The following is a 20,060-nucleotide window of genomic DNA, read 5'->3' on the forward strand; positions in this document are numbered from 1 at the left end:
CCAATCCTGACGCGAGCCGACGCAAGCGCGACGCCAGGCTTCGAACGGCGACCGGCTGTACTCGCGCGTGGTTAGAATGCTGTTCTGGCCATGCTTGCGGGCGCCGTCGACGTTCATGGTCCGCGAATCGTCCGCACTATCGCGCCAGCTTCCATTCGAGCCCGGCCTTCTTTGGAGTCGACCATGCCGTATCAGCACATCCAGGTTCCGGCGGACGGTGAAAAGATCACCGTCAACGCGGATTACTCGCTCAACGTTCCGGATCAGCCGATCATCCCGTATATCGAAGGTGACGGTACGGGCGTCGACATCACGCCGGTCATGATCAAAGTGGTCGATGCGGCGGTCGAGCGGGCCTACGGTGGCAAGCGCAAGATTCAATGGATGGAGATCTTCGCGGGCGAGAAGGCGACGCGCGTCTACGGTCCCGACGTCTGGCTGCCGGACGAAACGCTCGACGTGGTGAAGGAGTACCTCGTGTCCATCAAGGGACCGCTCACGACGCCGGTGGGCGGCGGCATTCGCTCGCTCAACGTCGCGCTGCGCCAGCAGCTGGACCTCTACGTTTGTCTGCGGCCGGTGCGGTACTTCAAAGGCGTGCCTTCGCCCGTGCGCGAGCCGGAAAAGGTCGACATGGTGATCTTTCGCGAGAACTCGGAAGACATCTATGCGGGCGTCGAGTGGCCCGCCGAATCGCCGGAAGCGAAGAAGGTCATCCAATTCCTGCGCGAGGAAATGGGCGTGAAGAAGATCCGCTTTCCGGACTCGTCGGGGCTCGGCATCAAGCCGGTGTCGCGCGAGGGCACCGAGCGGCTCGTGCGCAAGGCAATCCAATACGCCATCGACAACGAGCGCCGCTCGGTTTCACTCGTGCACAAGGGCAACATCATGAAGTTCACCGAGGGCGCGTTCCGCGATTACGGCTATGCGCTCGCGCAGAAGGAGTTCGGCGCGGAACTTATCGACGGCGGCCCTTGGATGAAGGTGAAAAATCCGAAGACGGGTGGCGATATCGTCGTCAAGGACGTGATCGCGGATGCGTTCCTTCAGCAGATTCTTTTGCGCCCCGCCGAATACGACGTGATCGCCACGCTGAACTTGAACGGCGATTACATTTCCGATGCGCTCGCGGCGCAAGTTGGCGGGATCGGCATTGCGCCGGGCGCCAATATGTCGGACTCGGTTGCAATGTTCGAAGCCACTCACGGCACCGCGCCGAAGTACGCCGGCAAGGATTATGTGAATCCGGGATCGGAAATTTTGTCCGCCGAGATGATGCTGCGTCATCTCGGCTGGACCGAGGCGGCGGATCGAATCATCGATTCAATGGAACAATCCATTCTGTCCAAACGCGTTACTTACGACTTCGCGCGTCTCATGGAAGGCGCGACGCAAGTTTCATGTTCGGGTTTCGGCGAAGTAATGATCGAGAATATGTGACAGCGCGGCCGCAACGAATCACCGGCATTTGCATTAAAACCCCAAGGGCTTAAAGTCTTTGGGGTTTTGACTTTGGTAAAACGCGTAGAAACAGGCAATAAAAAAACCCGGCCTGGGCCGGGTTTCAAAGGCTTTGCGCTTCTTACGGTCAGTCCGCGTCTCAGACAGTGTCCTGGATGTTGGAAGCCTGCTTGCCCTTCGGTCCCTGGACGATCTCGAAGGAGACCTTCTGGCCTTCCTTGAGCGTCTTGAAACCGTTCATTTGAATCGCCGAGAAATGTGCAAACAGATCCTCGCCGCCTTCATCGGGCGTGATGAATCCGTAACCTTTCGCGTCGTTAAACCATTTGACCGTACCAGTAGACATTCGTACATCCCCTCTAACTCTCGTCGCAACCAGAGCACGCTCGAAAAGCTCGTCGGCCACCCCACTTTGTGAACCGCGTCCTCCTCACTAGCTCACCTCGGCTCTTTTTCTATTTCCGGAGGCCCCCGGAAAAAAGTGCCAGTTTGATTGTTGAATCTCTTAAATCGGGTGTCAAGGAAATTTTGAGATGGCCGTTAAGCTCGTTGTGTATGTCGCATTCGTAGGGTAATTCCTGCATTGCGTGTGCGCAGCCGCCCAAGCAAGCCATCTTGAAAAGTCGCATAATCGTCTCACTTGTGTGGTAACCCGGCGGCCCCCGGCACCCGGCGTGCAGTTTGTTTTTTTTGAAGCTGTGCGATACTGGTTTCAACGAGGTGCAAGCGGGCCGCGCTGACTTGATAAGCAGCGGCAGGATTGAATGGACGTTCCATCTGCGAGCGTTGCAGCCAGCAGTCACATCGACCGGGTGACCGGCGCTGGTGCGACGATTGCGGTGGAATCGGTGTTGTTTAGAATGGGTGTATGGCGACAAATCCCAACAAGCAGGACGGCACGGTACTTGAGCGGCAGGAGCAGAAGCTCAAGCAGCCGGCGATGTACAAGGTAGTGCTGCTGAACGACGACTTCACGCCGATGGAATTCGTCGTGATGATCGTGCAGGAATACTTCAATAAGGATCGTGAGACTGCGACGCAGATCATGCTGAAGGTTCATCGCGAAGGCAGGGGAGTTTGTGGGGTCTACACGCGAGACATTGCGTCGACCAAAGTTGAGCAAGTCGTTAGCCATGCACGGCAGGCGGGTCATCCGCTGCAGTGCGTGATGGAGGAAGCATGATTGCCCAGGAACTGGAAGTCAGTCTGCACATGGCGTTTATGGAAGCACGTCAGGCGCGGCATGAGTTCATTACGGTCGAGCATCTCTTGCTCGCCCTTTTGGACAATCCGACCGCGGCTGAGGTGTTGCGTGCCTGCGCAGCCAACATTGAAGATTTGCGTCAGAACCTGCGCAATTTCATTCATGACAACACGCCGACCGTGCCCGGCACGGACGACGTCGATACTCAGCCGACGCTTGGTTTCCAGCGCGTGATTCAACGCGCGATCATGCATGTGCAATCGACCTCGAACGGCAAGAAGGAAGTGACCGGCGCGAATGTGCTCGTTGCGATCTTCGGCGAGAAGGATTCGCATGCGGTCTACTACCTGCAACAGCAGGGCGTGACGCGTCTCGATGTCGTGAATTTCATTTCGCATGGTATTGCCAAGAGCAGTAGCGGCGATGCGGCCAAGGCGAGCAGCGAGGCGAATCCGGAGTCGGAAGACGCCGCGGCGCAGAAGGAAACGCCGCTCGCGCAATTCACGCAAAACCTCAACCAAAGCGCGAAGGACGGCAAGATCGATCCGCTGATCGGCCGCGAGTCCGAAGTCGAGCGCGTGGTGCAGGTGCTGTGCCGTCGCCGCAAGAACAATCCGCTGCTGGTCGGCGAAGCGGGCGTGGGCAAGACCGCGATTGCGGAAGGCCTCGCCTGGCGCATCACGCGCGGCGAAGTGCCGGACATTCTGGCCGACGCTCAGGTCTACTCGCTCGATATGGGCGCGTTGCTGGCGGGCACGAAGTATCGCGGCGATTTCGAGCAGCGTCTCAAGACGGTATTGAAGGAACTGAAAGAGCGTCCGCACGCCATTCTGTTCATCGACGAAATTCATACGCTGATCGGCGCTGGCGCGGCTTCGGGCGGTACGCTCGACGCGTCGAACCTGCTGAAGCCGGCGTTGTCGTCGGGACAGTTGAAGTGCATTGGCGCGACCACGTTCACCGAATATCGCGGCATCTTCGAGAAGGACGCGGCGCTTTCGCGGCGTTTCCAGAAGGTCGATGTCACCGAGCCTTCGGTCGAGCAGACAGTTGCGATTCTGCGCGGTTTGAAGTCGCGTTTCGAAGAGCACCACGGCGTGAAATATTCGTCGGGCGCGCTGTCGGCGGCTGCTGAACTGTCGGCGCGCTTCATTACGGATCGTCATCTGCCGGACAAGGCGATCGACGTGATCGACGAAGCGGGCGCGGCCCAGCGCATTTTGCCGAAGTCGAAGCAGAAGAAGACTATTGGAAAGAGCGAGATCGAAGAGATCATCTCGAAGATCGCGCGCGTCCCGCCGCAAAGCGTGTCGCAGGACGATCGCAGCAAGCTGCAGACGCTCGATCGCGACCTGAAGGCGGTCGTGTTCGGTCAGGATCCGGCTATCGATGCGCTGTCGGCGTCGATCAAGATGGCGCGTGCGGGTCTTGGCAAGATGGACAAGCCGATCGGCGCGTTCCTGTTTTCCGGCCCGACCGGTGTCGGCAAGACCGAAGTCGCGAAACAACTGGCGTTCACGCTGGGTATCGAGTTGCTGCGCTTCGACATGTCGGAATACATGGAGCGTCACGCGGTGAGCCGGTTGATCGGCGCGCCGCCGGGCTACGTCGGGTTCGACCAGGGCGGTTTGCTGACCGAGGCCGTCACGAAGAAGCCGCATTGCGTGCTGCTGCTGGACGAAATTGAGAAGGCGCATCCGGACATCTATAACGTGCTGTTGCAGGTGATGGACCACGGCACCTTGACCGACAACAATGGCCGCAAGGCGGACTTCCGCAATGTCATCATCATCATGACGACGAACGCGGGCGCCGAGGCCATGGGCAAGGCGGTGATCGGTTTCACCGCGAAGCGCGAGTCGGGAGACGAAATGGCCGACATCAAGCGGATGTTTACGCCTGAGTTCCGCAACCGGCTGGATCAGATCATCAGCTTCCGTTCGCTGGACGAGGAAATCATCCTGCGCGTGGTCGACAAGTTCCTCATGCAACTGGAAGATCAGCTGCACGAGAAGAAGGTCGACGCGGTCTTTACCGACGCCCTGCGCAAGCATTTGGCGAAGCACGGTTTCGATCCGCTGATGGGCGCGCGACCGATGCAGCGTCTGATTCAGGACACCATCCGCCGCGCACTCGCCGACGAGTTGTTGTTCGGCAAGCTGCTGAACGGTGGTCGCGTGACGGTGGACGTCGATGCGGAAGACAAGGTGCAACTGACCTTCGACGAAAACACGGCTCCGCCGCGTAATCCGAATCCGGAAGCGATCGAGGTAGATTGAGTTTTTTGCGGTTGAAGACAAAAACGGCGCGGATTGAATCCGCGCCTTTTTTTTTACGCGTCTCGCCCAGATTCCTAGTGATCGAGCGAGATCGGGTTATCCATGTAGACATTCAGCTTCTGTCTGGTCCACGGTTCCGGGTTGCCTATGGTCGTGACGATGCCCGTCGTCGCGCCGCCGCCGAGCAACAAGGTGAAAATGCCACGCAGTGGAAAGTCGCCGTAGAGGGGGTTGGTGATATCGAACGGCTCGGAGCGCGTGAACATGTCCGCGACCGTGTTGCCCATGTATTGCGTGAACGCATCGGGGAAAGGCAGCGCAAGCACGGTTGCATTGACGTGGCTCGCATCCGAGCCGATTGCCGGATCGCCGAGAATGCAGCTTCCGCCCGTGCCCCAGTGCTGCGAATCGAACGGGTCCGCGACCGGGTCGTCAACGGTCGGTATGTGGCTGGCTGGAATTTGCCACGGCATCACGGGCAACTTGAGCGCACGACTGACGGCCTTGCAAAAGTCGAAAAAGCGATCCCATTCGCGTGGGCCGTAGCAATAGCCATTCTCGTAGGCGCGCTGAGTAAAGTCGTCGGCTTCGTACCGGTCGATAGCCAGAAAGTCGGGCTTGTACGGCTCGTCGTAGACGCCAAGGCTCTGGACATAGCTCGCCGTCTGCTGCGCCATTTGCGCGGGATCGACGTCGGCCTCGTAGATCCATTCCGAGTAGCCCACACCCCAAAGGTTGATCTGCCAGCCGAAAGTCACCTTGGGCGCGATGGTGCGCGTCAGCCAGTTCACGGCCAGCACGTAGCCTTTGATGTCCTCCGTGACGTTAGCGGGAATCGTGGCCGTGACCTGCCAGTGATCGAGCGCGGTCTGCAGCGGCGCGCGTACCGGCATCGCGTAAGTTGGAGCATATTTACCCTGCTCGCATGAGCCGAGGAAGTCAGGATTCACGATGAATCCCGCCGGCACCGGATGCGCGCTGTCGATCGCCTCGTTCGCGATATTGAGCGCCAGAATGTAGTTCGCGAAGCTGTGTGCGTGAGCGTCCGCGTTCGCCAACTGGTCCGGCGTGTCGCCGAGCGACAGGTTGCAGGTGTAGGACACCATTACGGGCAGCACCGGCTGCACATTGCCCAAGTCGTCCTCGACTGAACGGGCAAGCGAGATCGTCGCGCGGGTCTGAGGGTCGTCCGTCAGATACGTGCTGGCGTCGCCAGCGCCGTCCGTTCCGGCATAACAGAAGATCGAAGTTGCGCGTGCAGCGACGAAATCCGCTTCATTGCTCGGCACGAGATCTGTACAGCCGCCGAACGACAGATAGTTCGGAAAGCCGGGCACGGTGAGATTGGCGGAGGTCGTAATGCTCACATCGAGATGCGCGCTCTCGTCGTTCGTCACGTTGAGCGAGGACGGTGCCTCGACGACATAGACCACGCCCGCGAGAAGGAAATCGCCCGCCGTCGTGCTATAGCTGCCTGGCTGTATCGGAACGGCGAATGCCGTCTGTTGCGACTTGGCGGATACGTTCTGCACATAGGTCATCGAACCGCCCGTCAGACGCAATTCGATCGCATGATCGACCGCATCCTGAGCCGTGATATTGATCGGCAGCTCGACATAGCCCGTGGTGGGGACGTTCGAGGTGGTGATCATCGAATCACTGATCGTCAACGTTTGCAGTGCGTTCGTCAGCGTGACGAGCGGCACCGAGAACGAGTATTCGACATTATTGAGCGCGACGTTTTGAATCGAGACTCGTGCGCTGCCCGAGGGTGGCAGCTTGCGTAGCGAAACGACGCTGTTCGTCCGGGTGTCGAATAATGCGAGCGTCGCGCCGGTCTCGATGTCGTTCACCGTCACATGAAGCGTTTCGGTCGAAAGGCCGGTAAGCGCGCTAAACGAGAGATCGAGCGAACAGTAATATTCCACCGGACCAAAGCTCGCTTTAAGCGACGAGGTTTGACCCGCCACGATCTTGACGGTCGACTGGTCCACGAGCAACGGAGCGAGGACCGTCTCATCGCCCGTGACAACAGGGTTGGCTATCACGCTATACGTGCCTTGTTCCAGTTCGGACGTACACGTCTGGTCATAGCAAAGGACGACGGTGACGGCCGCGTCCCCCTGAGTCAGCGTGAGTGTGGGAAGCACACCGGACAGAGCGGGATCGGGCGCGGCCGGACACGTGATTGACAGGGTTCCTTCGATATCGGGCGACTGGTCCGCCGCGAAGGTGAACGAATTGAGCCACGTGTCGGGGCTGGCTACCAGATTCCCATTGATGCCGATGGTGATCTGATCCGCCGGCTGCATCGTGTAGGACGTGGTGTAGTCGATCGTCACGGTGGCGTCGAAAGTGCCGTCGCCCAGTTGCGAAACGTCGGCGGTAATGTCTCCGATCACGTACACGGCATACGCTGGCGTGATTGCCGTAGCGTCGATATTGGCTGGGGAGTGAAAGTTGAACGCAAGATAGTTGTCGACCGTGACCGCGCTGTCGTCTTCATAGCGCAGGTTGGAGACGATGATCGTGCCGTACCATTCATTGGCGCCCGCACCGACGACTGCATCATATTTGATCTGCATGTTCTTGCTCCATTCGTTATTTCGGCTGGAATCATTATCAATTCGATATACGAAATAATAACGAGCCTTTGTGAACTTACTTTATTTAAGTATGTACAACGAACTAATTGCAATGTGTCTTGTTTGTCGGCTCCTAGAACAATCAAGATATTGAGAATCTCGATAGCCGCTGCCAGCTTATCGAGGCGTGGTGCCGAACACCTTTAAATCAGTTCGACACCCGATTTATAGGTGGCGGAAATAAATGCCAGAATGGGAGAAATCCGAGATTTGCGCACCGTATCGGGGCGCGCGCCGGTGATGGCGCTCGGAATATAAAACGACTGATCGGGCCGTTGCAGCCCGACCTATGCGGCTTAGTGCTTGCCCGTGCTACCGAAACCACCCGCGCCACGCGCGCTGGCATCGAAATCATCGACGATATTGAACTGTGCCTGCACCACCGGCACGATCACCAATTGCGCAAGACGCTCCATCGGATTCAACGTAAATGCAGTGTCCCCGCGATTCCATGTCGATACCATCAGTTGCCCTTGATAATCCGAATCGATCAGACCGACCAGATTGCCAAGCACGATGCCATGCTTATGACCGAGTCCTGATCGCGGCAGAATTAGCGCCGCATAACCGGGGTCCGCGAGATGAATGGCGAGGCCAGTGGGCACGAGCACGGTTTGATGCGGCTCGATGACCATCGGCTCGTCCAGACACGCGCGCAGGTCGAGGCCCGCGCTGCCAGGCGTGGCATACGCGGGCAGGAAATCGCGCATGCGCGCATCGAGAATCTTGACGTCGAGTTTCATACGTTCTTTTGAGCGTGGCGGCCGAGTTCGAATGCCTCGGCGAGAAGTTGATAGGACCGCGTGCGCGCAGCATAGCTGCCGGCGACTGTAAGGACGATGAGTTCATCGGCGTCGAATTGCTCTTGCAGCGCATGCAGCTTTTCCGTCACGCGCTCTGGCGTGCCGATGATACTGCGCGCTTTCTCATGCGCGATCACTGCGAGCTCGCGTTCGCCGTAGACCTGCGAGATGCCCTGCGCAATCGACGGAATAGGCTGATTCAAACCATAAGCCATTTGCACGCGCCGCAGATCCACCGCGCGTTCGAGCGCATCGGCTTCCTTGTCGGTATCGGCGCAAATCACGAAAACCGCTGCGGCGAGATAAGGCTTCTCCTCGTGGCCGGCCGTGAAACGCTCGCGATAAGCCTCCGCCACGCGATGCGCATACTGCGCGTTGATGAAGTGCGCAAACGCAAAGCGAATGCCGAGTTGCGCGGCGAGCAAGCCGCCGAAATCACTGGAGCCGAGCATCCACAGTTGCGGACGCGTTTCGATCTGCGGCTGAAGCAGCACGCCTTTCGCGAGTGAATCGTCGGGCAGTTCGCCTTTGAAAAGCGCGACGAGTTCGGCCACTTGTTGCGGGAAAATGTCGCCGCGATTGTATGAACCCGCGGCCACCGCCTGCGCCGTGCGCATGTCGCCGCCCGGCGCGCGCCCGACACCTAAGTCCACGCGATTTGGAAACAGCGCTTCGAGCATCAGGAACTGTTCGGCCACCTTGAACGAACTGTAGTAGGGCAGCATGACACCGCCCGAGCCAATGCGGATACGCTTCGTGAGACTTCCGATACGCGCGAGCATCACTTCCGGACACGGGTTCGACACACCGTACAAACCGTGATGCTCCGCGCACCAGTAGCGCGTGTAGCCGAGGTCGTCCGCGAGTTGCGCGAGATCGAGCGTGGCCGCGATGGCATCCGCGGTCGAGTGACCGTGGATCACAGGCGTCTGGTCTAAAACCGAGAGCTTTGTCATGGGCTTAGGAGAGTATCGAGCCGCCGCCGCGTGGCGCGCGTTTCGCTATTTCGCCGATCAGCGTGCGAGCAAGCGTCGCTTTGTCGGCGCGCGGCAAGGGTGTCGCGCCGGATGCTTCGAAGAGCACGACTTCGTTGTCGTCGCGGCCGAACGTGAGCGGACCGAGATTGCCGATCAGAAGCGGCACGTTTTTGCGCTTGCGCTTCTCTTCGCCGTGAACGTCAAGATCGCCGCTTTCCGCCGCGAAGCCGACGCAATAGGGCGGGTTCGGCTGTTTGGCCACCAACGCAAGAATGTCCGGATTCTCGACGAACTCGAATGATGGCAACGGCTGACCCGCGACCTTCTTGATCTTGTGCTCGCTGACGTGATCCACACGCCAGTCCGCGACCGCCGCCACCGCGATGAAAATGTCCGCATCGGGCGTGGCCTGCATGACGGCGTCATGCATCTGCATGGCCGTCTGCACGTCTTGCCGAAATACGCCCCAAGGCGTTGGCAGCGAAACGAGCCCGGCCACCAGATGCACGTCCGCGCCGGCTTGCGCTGCCGCACGCGCAAGCGCGAAGCCCATCTTTCCTGACGAACGGTTCGTGACGCCGCGCACGGGATCGAGCGGCTCGAAAGTCGGGCCGGCCGTGATGAGCACGCGCTGGCCGCGCAAAATCTTAGGCTGGAAGAAGGCGCAGATGGCTTCGAACGTGGCTTCGGGTTCGAGCATGCGTCCGTCACCGACCTCGCCGCACGCTTGCGAGCCCGAATCCGGTCCTAGCACCTCGATGCCATCCCCGCGAACCTGCGCGACGTTGCGCTGCGTGGCCGGGTTTTGCCACATCTGCTTGTTCATGGCGGGCACGACGAGCAGCGGACAATCGCGTGCAATGCACAAGGTCGAGAGCAGGTCGTCGCACATGCCGTGCGCGAGTTTCGCGAGAAAGTCGGTGGATGCGGGCGCGATGACGATGGCATCCGCCTCGCGCGAAAGATCGATATGCGGCATGTTGTTCGGCATGCGCGCGTCCCATTGCGAGGTGTAGACGGGACGGCCCGACAACGCCTGCATGGTGACTGGCGTGATGAACTGCGTGGCCGCTTCCGTCATCACGATTTGCACGGTCGCGCCCGCCTTGATCAAGAGGCGCGTGAGTTCCGCGATCTTGTAGCAGGCGATACCGCCGGTGAGGCCAAGCACCAAATGCTTACCCGTGAGTTCGCTAGTCAACTTGCCTCCATCGATGCGAGACGCGCGGCTCTCTGTAAAGCCGCGCCGGAAACATCAGCGCGAACCGCGCACGCGCCGCAGTTCGTCGAACACGAGCAGGACCGCGCCGATCGTAATCGCGCTGTCGGCAAGGTTGAACGCGGGCCAGTGCCACGCGCGCACGTGAAAGTCCAGAAAGTCGATCACGTGACCATAAGCGATACGATCGATCACGTTGCCGATCGCGCCGCCCATGATGAGCGCGAGCGCCGTGCAGAAGAGCCGTTGCGCGGCGTGCTTCTTGAGCAGATAGCCAATCACGACAGCAGCCACCACGCCCAGCGCCGTGAACGCCCAGCGCTGCCAGCCGCCCGCCGCCGCGAGAAAGCTGAAGGCGGCGCCGCGGTTATAGACGAGGAACAGGTTGAAGAAGGGCGTGAGCGCGTGCGGTTCGCCGTAAGCGAAAATCTTCTGCACCGCGATCTTGGTCAACTGATCGAACAGAATGACGATCAGCGCGACGCCGAGCCACGGCGCAAGTGAGCCACTACCGGAAGTTTGTTTCGACATCGTTCGAACCATTATGCCGCGCCCCGCGTTTCGCCAGCGCCGAAAAGGTTGGAGAAGCAGCGGCCGCACAGTCCCGGATGATCCGCGTGCGAGCCGACATCCGCACAGTAGTGCCAGCAGCGCTCGCACTTGAGATAGCTCGATGCGCTCACGTCCACGCCTTCTTCCGCTTCGCTCGCCACGCGCTCGAGCGCCGCCGATGACGTGATCAGCACGAAGCGCAACGCATCGCCGAGACTGGCGAGCGCGTCATAACGCGCGCCGCTTGCGCGCACGAGCACCTCGGCTTGCAGCGACGAGCCGATCAGATTGGCCGTCCGCGCTTCTTCCAGCGCCTTCGTCACGTCGCCGCGCGCGTTGCGGATGAGCGTCCACGTATCGAGCAATTCGCCCGCGTTCGCCACTTCCGGATACGCGTGATAGACCTCGGTGAAGATGGTTTCCTGACCGGGCTTGAGCACCTTGTACGCCTCTTCCGCCGTGAACGACAAATACGGCGCGATGAGCCGCAGCAAGCCATGCGCGATGTGATAAAGCGCCGTCTGCGCGCTGCGGCGCTCGCGTGAATCGGGCTTCGTCGTGTAAAGACGATCCTTCAGCACGTCGAGATAGAAGCCGCCCAGGTCTTCCGAGCAGAACGTGGCGATCTTGGCGACGACCGGGTGGAACTCGTATTTCTCGTAATGCGCGAGCGCGTCGTCCTGCAGATTGCGCGACAGCGCGATCGCGTAACGATCGATTTCGAGCCAGTCTTCGACCGGCAACGCGTTCTTCTCGAAGTCGAAGTCGGACAGATTCGCGAGCAAGAAGCGCAGCGTGTTGCGGATACGCCGGTACGTCTCCGTCACGCGCTTCAGGATTTCCTCGGAGATCGCAAGCTCGCCGGAATAGTCCGTCGATGCGATCCACAAGCGAATGATTTCCGCGCCCAGACGGTTCGCCACCTCGTGCGGATCGACGCCATTGCCGAGCGACTTCGACATCTTGCGGCCTTCGCCATCGACCGTGAAGCCGTGCGTGAGAAGCGCGTCGTAGGGCGGGCGGCCGTCGAGCATGGATGCCGTCAACAGCGACGAATGGAACCAGCCGCGATGCTGGTCCGAACCTTCGAGATACAGGTCCGCCGGAAATTGCAGCGAGTCTTTGTGCGAGCCGCGCAGTACGTGCCAATGCGTGGTGCCGGAGTCGAACCAGACGTCGAGCGTGTCGCGATTCTTTTCGTACATGTTGGCGTCGTCGCCGATCAGCTCGCGCGGGTCCAGCGCCTGCCATGTTTCTATCCCGCCTTGCTCGACGCGCTTCGCCACTTCCTCGAGCAATTCGAGCGTGCGCGGATGCAGTTCGCCCGTTTCCTTGTGCACGAAAAACGCCATGGGCACGCCCCACTGACGCTGACGCGAAAGCGTCCAGTCCGGGCGATTCGCGATCATGCTGTAAAGGCGCTGCTTGCCCCACGACGGATAGAACGCCGTGTTCTCGACGCCTTCCAGCGCGGTCTCGCGCAGCGTCTTGCCGCCGTCCTTCGGCGTCACGTCCATGCCTGCGAACCATTGCGAGGTCGCGCGATAGATGATCGGCGTCTTGTGGCGCCAGCAATGCATGTAGCTGTGCGTGTACTTCTCGGTCTTGAGCAGCGAGCCCGCGCCTTCGAGCGCCTCGATGATCCGCGGATTCGCGTCCCAGATCGACAGTCCGCCGAAAAGCGGCAGCGATTCGATATAGCGGCCGTCACCCATGACGGGGCTGACGATGTCGGAGTCCGACATGCCGTGCGCCTTGCACGACACGAAGTCTTCCACGCCGTACGCTGGCGACGAGTGCACGACGCCCGTGCCGCTTTCTGTCGTCACGTACTCACCGAGATACACGGGCGCCGTGCGCTTGTAGCCCGGATGCGCCGCCGCGAGCGGATGATGAAACCGCAGGTTCGCGAGCTTCGCACCGGTCGTCGTGGCGATGACTTCGCCCGGCAAGCCGTAGTTCTGCAGGCATGCCTCGACGCGCTCTTGCGCGAGGATGAGGAGGCCGCGCGGGGTATCGACGAGTGCGTAGACGATCTCCGGATGCACGTTCAGCGCCTGATTGGCGGGAATGGTCCAGGGCGTGGTCGTCCAGATGACGATGCCGCCTTCAGCCTTCGGCAACGCGGGCAAACCAAACGCCTGCGCGGTCTTTTCGGGTTCGGCGAACGCGAACAGCACGTCGATGGTCGGATCGGTCTTGTCCTTGTATTCGACTTCCGCTTCGGCCAGCGCCGAGCCGCAGTCGAAACACCAGTTCACGGGCTTGAGGCCCCGGAACACGTAGCCCTTTTCCATGATCTTGCCGAGCGCGCGGATTTCACCGGCTTCGTTCGCGAAGTTCATGGTCTTGTACGGATTGTCCCAGTCGCCGAGCACGCCAAGACGCCGGAAACCGACCTTCTGTTTCTCGATCTGCTCGCTCGCATAAGCGCGCGCCTTCTGCATGACTTCCGTGGCCGGCAGCGACTTGCCGAACTGCTTTTCGATCTGGATTTCGATCGGCATGCCGTGGCAATCCCAGCCCGGCACGTAGACCGCGTCGAAGCCCGCGAGATTGCGCGCCTTGACGATCATGTCTTTCAGAATCTTGTTGACCGCGTGACCCAGATGGATGTCGCCGTTCGCATACGGCGGGCCGTCGTGCAGGATGAACTTCTTGCGGCCCTTGCTGGCGGCGCGAATTTTCTCGTAGATTTTTTCGTCCTGCCATTCCTTCACCCACGCAGGTTCGCGCTTGGGCAAATCGCCGCGCATGGGGAACGGGGTGTCGAGCAGGTTGACGGGATATTTCGCAGCAGCTTTTTGTTTCTTGTCGCTCATGTGTGACTCGGTGAATTCGGTGAGACGGCGTCGCCGACGCGCGCAGTGATTCGAGAACGGGGCAGCGGGCGGCGCAAGGGCGCCGCGCGCTCACCTAATTCGGTCGGTGGCCGAAATGGCGAAGCCCGTCGCGCCGCTGCCCGCCGCGCTTGCTGGCGGCAAACCGAAGTAGGCGCGCGCGCTGGCGACGTCCTTCGCGATGGCAACGGAAAGCGTTTCCAGGTCGACGTACTTTTCTTCGTCGCGCAGCTTCTTCAGGAATTCGACGCGCACGAGCTTGCCGTAGGCGTCGCCGTGCCAGTCGAGCACGAAGACTTCGAGCAGCACGCGGCCGGAGTCGTCGACGGTCGGGCGCAGGCCGAGACTCGCGACGGCGGGCAAGGGTTCATCGGCAAGCCCATGCACGCGCACGACGAAGATGCCGGCGAGCGCGGGCCGCTTGTGCGCAATCGGCACGTTGAGCGTGGGAAAGCCGAGATCGCGGCCAAGCTTCGCGCCATGCACGACGTGGCCGCTGATGACGTACGGACGGCCAAGCGCGAGTTGCGCGGCGTCGAGGTCGCCCGCGACGAGCGACGAGCGCACCGACGACGACGAAATGCGCGCGCCGTTCGGATGCGCGACGGTTGCCATCTGCTCGACTTCGAAGCCGTGTTTTTCCCCGGCTGCCTTGAGCGATTCGAAGTCGCCCGCGCGTTTGGCGCCGTAGCGGAAGTCGTCACCGATCATGACCCAGCGCGCGTGCAGCCCGTTCACGATGATGTCTTCGACAAACTTGTCGGGCGGCTGGCTCGCGAACGTGTGATTGAAATGCTCGACCACCACGCGATCCACGCCATTCGTGCGCAGCGCTTCGAGCTTGTCGCGCAACATGGCGATACGCGGCGGCGCGCCCGCCGGATTGAAGAACTCGCGCGGGTGAGGCTCGAAGGTCATGACGCAGACCGGCAGCCCGCGCGCGTCCGCGGCGGCGCGCACGCGCGCGAGCAACGCCTGATGACCGCGATGGACACCGTCGAAGTTGCCGATAGTCAGCGCACAAGGCGACCGGCTTTCGGCATTGGGGAGGCCGCGAAAGACTCTCACGATAGACGTTGGTGGGTGGGCAGGGCTTGCGCCGCAAAGCGTTAGATTATAAACGCTCGCACGCATCGACGGGCGCGCGCGGCCGGATGCTGCGCGCTCGTCAATCGGATTGGCACGATTTTCGCCGTCGCCGAATGATAAAATCCGCGAATGAAAAATATCGTCATTCTGATCTCCGGACGCGGGAGCAACATGGAGGCCGTCGTGCGTGCTTGCGCGCGCGAAGGCTGGCCGGCTCGCGTTCGCGCGGTCGTTTCAAACCGGCCGGATGCCGCCGGGCTTGGCTTCGCGGCCGAGAACGGCATTCAAGGCGTGGTGGTGGATCATCGCGAATTCGACTCGCGTGAAGCGTTCGATGGCGCGCTCGCGCGGGAAATCGATCGCTTCGAACCGGATTGCGTGGTGCTCGCGGGCTTCATGCGGGTTCTGACAAATGCCTTCGTCGAACGCTATTCGGGGCGCATGCTCAATGTGCATCCGTCGCTCTTGCCGAGTTTCGCGGGCTTGCGCACGCATCAGCAAGCGCTCGATGCCGGCGTGCGCGTGCACGGCGCAAGCGTGCATTTCGTGACGCCCGAGCTGGATCATGGTCCGATCGTCGCGCAAGCCGCGGTGCCGGTCTTGCCCGGCGACGACGCCGCCACGCTCGCCGAGCGCGTGCTGGCCGTCGAACATGAGATTTACCCACGCGCGGTGCGCTGGTTCGTGGAAGGGCGTCTTGCCATCGAGGGAAAGCGCGTCGCGCTTCGTTCCTCTGAGCCACAGTGGCTCTTTGCCGACATTGCCGGGGAGGGCGCATGAGGCTGCATGGATTTTTGATTGGTCAAACCGAAACGCTGTTGGCGGACGTACTCCGCTTTTCAGGTCCCGCCGATGCCGCGACCAGCCGTTTCTTCCGCGCGCATCCGAAGCTCGGTCACAGCGAGCGCGGCGTGATCGCGGAGGCGGTGTTCGCCGTGCTGCGCCGGAAAATGGAGTTTTCGCATCTGGCCGAAAGCGGCAGCGGCAACCAGGCGCGGCGTCTCGCGCTGCTCGGGCTGATGCAGACTGCCGGTCTCACCGCGCTCAAGCCGCACGTCTCGGCCGACGAATACCAATGGCTCGCGCAGGTATCGAAGATCGATCCCGCGAGCTTGCCGGTGCGCATACGCACGAACTTGCCGCAGTGGATCTACGAGGCCATGGCCAAGCGTTTCGACGCCGAGGAACTCGCCAAACTCGCGGCCGCGCTGAACTATCCGGCGCCGCTCGATCTGCGCACGAATCCGATCAAGGCGAGCCGCGATGTCGTTTTGAAAGCGCTGAGCGAAGCCGGCATCGACGCGGGCGAAATGCCGTTCGCGCCGTTCGGCGTCCGCGTGGACGGCAAGCCCGCGCTCACGCGCCTCGCGCCGTTCCAGGAAGGCTGGATCGAAGTGCAGGACGAGGGCAGCCAGTTGTTGTGCTCGCTGATGGCGCCGCGCCGTGGCGAGATGATCGTCGACTTCTGCGCGGGCGCGGGCGGCAAGACGCTGGCGCTCGGCGCAATGATGCGCTCGACCGGCCGTCTCTACGCGTTCGACGTCTCCGACCGGCGTCTCGCCAAACTCAAGCCGCGTCTTGCGCGCAGCGGGTTGTCGAACGTGAATCCGGTGCTGATCGACAGCGAACACGACGCGAAGATCAAGCGCCTCGCGGGCAAGATCGACCGCGTTCTCGTCGATGCTCCCTGCTCCGGCTTGGGCACGCTGCGTCGAAATCCCGACCTGAAGTGGCGGCAATCGCCCGCGACGGTTGCGGAACTCACGCCCAAGCAGCTCTCGATTCTCACGAGCGCGGCGCGCCTCGTCAAACCCGGCGGGCGTCTCGTCTACGCGACGTGCAGCATGCTTGAAGCCGAAAACGAAGGCGTGGTGAAGCAGTTCCTGGAAGCGCATCCGAACTTCCGTGTCGTGCCCGCGCGCGATGTGCTGGCGGAACAGCGCATCGACCTCGACACGGGCGAGTTCTTGTCCTTGTGGCCGCACAAGCACGGCACCGACGGCTTCTTCGCCGCCGTGCTGGAACGCGTGCCCGACGCAAAATCGCCGAAGGCTTCCGCGGCGGAAGACGAAGCGCCTTCCGAAAGCTGATGCCGAACCGCATCCTGACGCATCTTTCCGAACGCCTGTTTCGCGACTTCGGCGAACCGGAGGTGCTGTGGCAGGTTGCGGTTCTGATCGGCCTGCTGGTCGTCGCGTGGTGGTGCGCGCGGCTGTTGCGCAAGCGGCTGGATGCGCGCCGCCAGTCGCGCTTCGAGGCGGTGCGTTTCGGCGCGGAGAGCCTGAACAAAGCGCTCTTTCCGCTGCTCGGCACGGTGTTCGTGACGGCCGCGCAACTGTTGCTCGCGCCGTTCATTCACACCGCGTTCTTGCGGCTCGCGCTCGTGCCGTTGTTGGGCATCACCGTCATCTATCTGATGTTCTACGTCGCGCGCCGCGTGTTCAATCGCGACGGCACCGAGCACGAGGCGGGCGCGCTCCTCTTTCTGTTCGAAAAGCTCGTGACGACCATTGTCTGGGTCGTGATGCTCCTCACCGTAATGGGCATACAGGACGACGTCGTGCGCTGGATGGCGAGCGTGCGCTTCAATTTCGCCAACGCGCACATGACTCTGCTGTCGCTTGCATCGGGCGTGCTGTGGGTCTGCGTGACGCTGATCGTGGCGATGTGGGCCGGCGCGCTGCTCGACGACCGGCTGATGCGCTCCCGCTCACTCGACGCCAATCTCAAGGTCGTGCTCGGCCGCGTTGCGCGGGCACTGATGATCCTCGCGGCCATATTGGTGAGTCTGTCTATCGTCGGCATCGACATTACGGTGCTCGGCGTGTTCGGCGGCGCGCTCGGCGTGGGGCTCGGCTTCGGCTTGCAGAAGATCGCGAGCAACTATGTCTCGGGCTTCATCATTCTGCTCGACCGGTCACTGCGGCTTGGCGACATGATCAACGTGAGCAACTATCAGGGCACGGTCACGCAGATTCGCACGCGCTATACCGTAGTGCGCGGACTCGACGGCATCGAAACGTTGATTCCGAACGAAAAACTCATCACTGACGTGGTACAGAACCATTCGTCGTTCCTGACGCGCGGCAACGCGAAGATTGCCGTGCAGGTGAGTTATCGCTCCGACGTGGAACGCGCGATGCTGCTACTCGTGGAAGCCACGCACGATGTCGAACGCGTGCTGCAGGACCCTGCGCCCGCCGCATTGCTTGCCAGCTTTGGCGCTGACGGCATCAATCTAGAATTGAGTCTCTGGATCGAAGATGCCGCGAAGGGCACGGGCGGCGTCAAGTCGCAGGTAAATCGTCGTGTTTGGCGGTTATTCTGTGACAACGGCATTGAAATCCCCTACGCGCAACGCGAGATAAGGATTGTTGGCGACGCGCGCAATGCACCAGTCGATACGGTAGGAAATGCCGAAAGGCGCGGCGATGACGCTGCAGCGCCGGCCGGAGCCCGGGTTTGATGCTCGATCCGTTGATTTGGATCGAAAACAGGCATTAAATCGGCGCGTGAGTTTTTGCGCGTTTTGTTACCATACAAGAAATTCTACCTTTACGACAAAGACTTGGAACGCATGCAGTAGAATGCGATCGAACTTGCGCGCGTTTCTTTCATGTGCCCAACACGGTGTTCAGCGTTATTTGCACCGGCCATTTTTTCCGAATTTCACAGCTAGATAGGTAAATTGCCTTGCTGAATTCTTCTCTCGAATTTCTCGCCAACGGATTGCTCGACTTTTCTTGGTGGCAGATCATTTTGTTCACGCTCGCGATGACGCACGTCACCATCGCTGGCGTCACGATCTATCTGCATCGCTGCCAGGCGCATCGTGCGCTCGACCTGCATCCGATCGCGAGTCACTTTTTCCGTTTCTGGCTCTGGTCGACCACCGGCATGCTGACCGGCCAATGGGCGGCGATCCACCGCAAGCACCACGCGAAGTGCGAAACCGAAGAAGATCCGCACAGCCCGCAAACGCGCGGCATCTGGAAGGTGCTGCTCGAAGGCGCCGAGCTTTATCGCGTCGAAGCTAAAAACGAAGAGACCATGCGCAAGTTCAGTCACGGCACGCCGAACGACTGGCTCGAACGCAATCTCTACACGCGTTATCCGATCCTCGGCATCAGCATCATGATGGTTATCGACGTGGCGCTGTTCGGCATCGTCGGTCTGTCGGTCTGGGCCGTGCAGATGATCTGGATTCCGTTCTGGGCAGCTGGCGTGGTCAACGGTCTTGCGCACTGGTGGGGTTATCGCAACTTCAATTCGGCCGATGCCAGCACGAACATTTTCCCGCTCGGTATCCTGATCGGCGGGGAAGAGCTGCATAACAATCACCACACGTATGCCACGTCGGCGAAGCTGTCGAATAAGTGGTACGAGTTCGATATCGGCTGGCTCTATATCCGCATGTTGTCGGCCGTGGGTCTCGCCAAGGTGAAGAAGGTCGCGCCCACACCGCGTCTGGCGGACAGCAAGTCGGTGCTCGACAACGACACGCTGCAAGCCGTGCTCGCGAACCGCTACGAAGTGATGGCGCGCTACGGCAAGGCGCTCAAGCGCGCATACGCACAGGAACTGTCGAAGCTGAAGGAAGCCGGTGCGCGTGAGAAGTATCAGTTGATGCGCGGTGCGCGCAAGTGGGTCCATAAGGAAGAAGACGGTCTCGACGAGCCGCAGCGCAAGCAATTGCCGGAACTGTTCTCGGACAACCAGAAGCTGCGCACGTATATCGAAATGCGCAAGGACCTGTCGGCAATGTGGGACCGCTCCAATGCGTCGCGCGAGCAACTGCTGGTGCAATTGCAGGACTGGTGCCACCGTGCAGAAGAGAGCGGCATCAAGGCTCTGCAAGACTTCGCGATGCGCCTGCGACGCTACGCCTGATATCGCGATATCCGTTAAAATTTGATGACGTCACAAGACCCCGCTCTGGCGGGGTCTTTGTTTTTGGGCGGCGGATTTCGCGTTTTGTCGCGGCGTTGGGT

15 protein-coding genes are annotated in these 20,060 nt (G+C 60.8%); 7 read left to right on the forward strand and 8 right to left on the reverse strand.

Annotated elements, in window-relative coordinates; genetic code table 11:
- The first annotated feature begins 183 nt into the window (after positions 1 to 183).
- Positions 184 to 1,440 carry an NADP-dependent isocitrate dehydrogenase gene (gene icd / locus QCE79_RS02700; RefSeq protein ID WP_244827209.1) on the forward strand — a complete coding sequence of 419 codons (1,257 nt, stop codon included), beginning with the start codon at positions 184 to 186 and terminating at the stop codon, positions 1,438 to 1,440.
- A gap of 160 nt (positions 1,441 to 1,600) precedes the next feature.
- On the opposite strand, the gene QCE79_RS02705 is transcribed toward icd, so the two are convergent.
- A complete protein-coding gene (locus QCE79_RS02705) occupies positions 1,601 to 1,807 on the reverse strand; it encodes a cold-shock protein (RefSeq protein WP_244827210.1) in 207 nt (68 codons plus the stop codon).
- A gap of 522 nt (positions 1,808 to 2,329) precedes the next feature.
- On the opposite strand from QCE79_RS02705, the gene clpS reads away from it, so the two are divergent.
- Together clpS and clpA are read left to right on the forward strand one after the other, a co-directional pair.
- Entirely contained in the window at positions 2,330 to 2,644 is a 315-nt protein-coding gene (gene clpS / locus QCE79_RS02710; RefSeq protein ID WP_244827211.1) for an ATP-dependent Clp protease adapter ClpS, read from the forward strand.
- Complete coding sequence (gene clpA / locus QCE79_RS02715) at positions 2,641 to 4,944, forward strand: ATP-dependent Clp protease ATP-binding subunit ClpA (protein WP_244827212.1); 2,304 nt, start codon at positions 2,641 to 2,643, stop codon at positions 4,942 to 4,944. Before clpS ends, clpA begins: the two co-directional genes overlap by 4 nt.
- Positions 4,945 to 5,018: 74 nt before the next feature.
- On the opposite strand, the gene QCE79_RS02720 is transcribed toward clpA, so the two are convergent.
- From QCE79_RS02720 to QCE79_RS02750, 7 genes are all read right to left on the reverse strand, one after another.
- A complete protein-coding gene (locus QCE79_RS02720; RefSeq protein ID WP_309841665.1) occupies positions 5,019 to 7,529 on the reverse strand; it encodes a hypothetical protein in 2,511 nt (836 codons plus the stop codon).
- A gap of 356 nt (positions 7,530 to 7,885) precedes the next feature.
- A complete protein-coding gene (dut, locus tag QCE79_RS02725) occupies positions 7,886 to 8,332 on the reverse strand; it encodes a dUTP diphosphatase (protein ID WP_250463450.1) in 447 nt (148 codons plus the stop codon).
- The gene (locus QCE79_RS02730) at positions 8,329 to 9,348 is read right to left on the reverse strand and encodes an LLM class flavin-dependent oxidoreductase (protein WP_309841669.1); all 1,020 of its coding nucleotides are present in this window, start codon (positions 9,346 to 9,348) and stop codon (positions 8,329 to 8,331) included. The genes dut and QCE79_RS02730 overlap by 4 nt, the downstream gene beginning before the upstream one ends.
- Positions 9,349 to 9,352: 4 nt before the next feature.
- Positions 9,353 to 10,570 (reverse strand): bifunctional phosphopantothenoylcysteine decarboxylase/phosphopantothenate--cysteine ligase CoaBC, encoded by a 1,218-nt coding sequence (gene coaBC / locus QCE79_RS02735; RefSeq protein ID WP_309841672.1) that lies wholly within the window; start codon positions 10,568 to 10,570, stop codon positions 9,353 to 9,355.
- Between the two features lie 54 nt (positions 10,571 to 10,624).
- Positions 10,625 to 11,131 carry a signal peptidase II gene (lspA, locus tag QCE79_RS02740; protein WP_309841674.1) on the reverse strand — a complete coding sequence of 169 codons (507 nt, stop codon included), beginning with the start codon at positions 11,129 to 11,131 and terminating at the stop codon, positions 10,625 to 10,627.
- Complete coding sequence (gene ileS / locus QCE79_RS02745) at positions 11,131 to 13,962, reverse strand: isoleucine--tRNA ligase (protein WP_250525479.1); 2,832 nt, start codon at positions 13,960 to 13,962, stop codon at positions 11,131 to 11,133. Before ileS ends, lspA begins: the two co-directional genes overlap by 1 nt.
- Positions 13,963 to 14,052: 90 nt before the next feature.
- Positions 14,053 to 15,048: a bifunctional riboflavin kinase/FAD synthetase gene (locus tag QCE79_RS02750; protein WP_244827219.1), complete on the reverse strand. Its 996-nt coding sequence runs from the start codon at positions 15,046 to 15,048 to the stop codon at positions 14,053 to 14,055.
- Positions 15,049 to 15,198: 150 nt separating this feature from the next.
- On the opposite strand from QCE79_RS02750, the gene purN reads away from it, so the two are divergent.
- The 4 genes from purN (at position 15,199) to QCE79_RS02770 (ending at position 19,959) form a co-directional block, all read left to right on the forward strand.
- On the forward strand, positions 15,199 to 15,849 hold the full coding sequence (purN, locus tag QCE79_RS02755) for a phosphoribosylglycinamide formyltransferase (protein ID WP_250491894.1): 651 nt from the start codon (positions 15,199 to 15,201) through the stop codon (positions 15,847 to 15,849).
- Positions 15,846 to 17,159: an RsmB/NOP family class I SAM-dependent RNA methyltransferase gene (locus QCE79_RS02760; protein ID WP_244827221.1), complete on the forward strand. Its 1,314-nt coding sequence runs from the start codon at positions 15,846 to 15,848 to the stop codon at positions 17,157 to 17,159. Before purN ends, QCE79_RS02760 begins: the two co-directional genes overlap by 4 nt.
- A complete protein-coding gene (locus QCE79_RS02765) occupies positions 17,159 to 18,535 on the forward strand; it encodes a mechanosensitive ion channel domain-containing protein (protein WP_309841680.1) in 1,377 nt (458 codons plus the stop codon). Before QCE79_RS02760 ends, QCE79_RS02765 begins: the two co-directional genes overlap by 1 nt.
- Before the next feature lie 227 nt (positions 18,536 to 18,762).
- A complete protein-coding gene (locus QCE79_RS02770) occupies positions 18,763 to 19,959 on the forward strand; it encodes an acyl-CoA desaturase (protein ID WP_244827223.1) in 1,197 nt (398 codons plus the stop codon).
- Positions 19,960 to 20,060: the final 101 nt, after the last annotated feature.

Origin of the sequence: Caballeronia sp. LZ003, assembly GCF_031451465.1 — a bacterium.
Classification (GTDB): Bacteria; Pseudomonadota; Gammaproteobacteria; order Burkholderiales; family Burkholderiaceae; genus Caballeronia.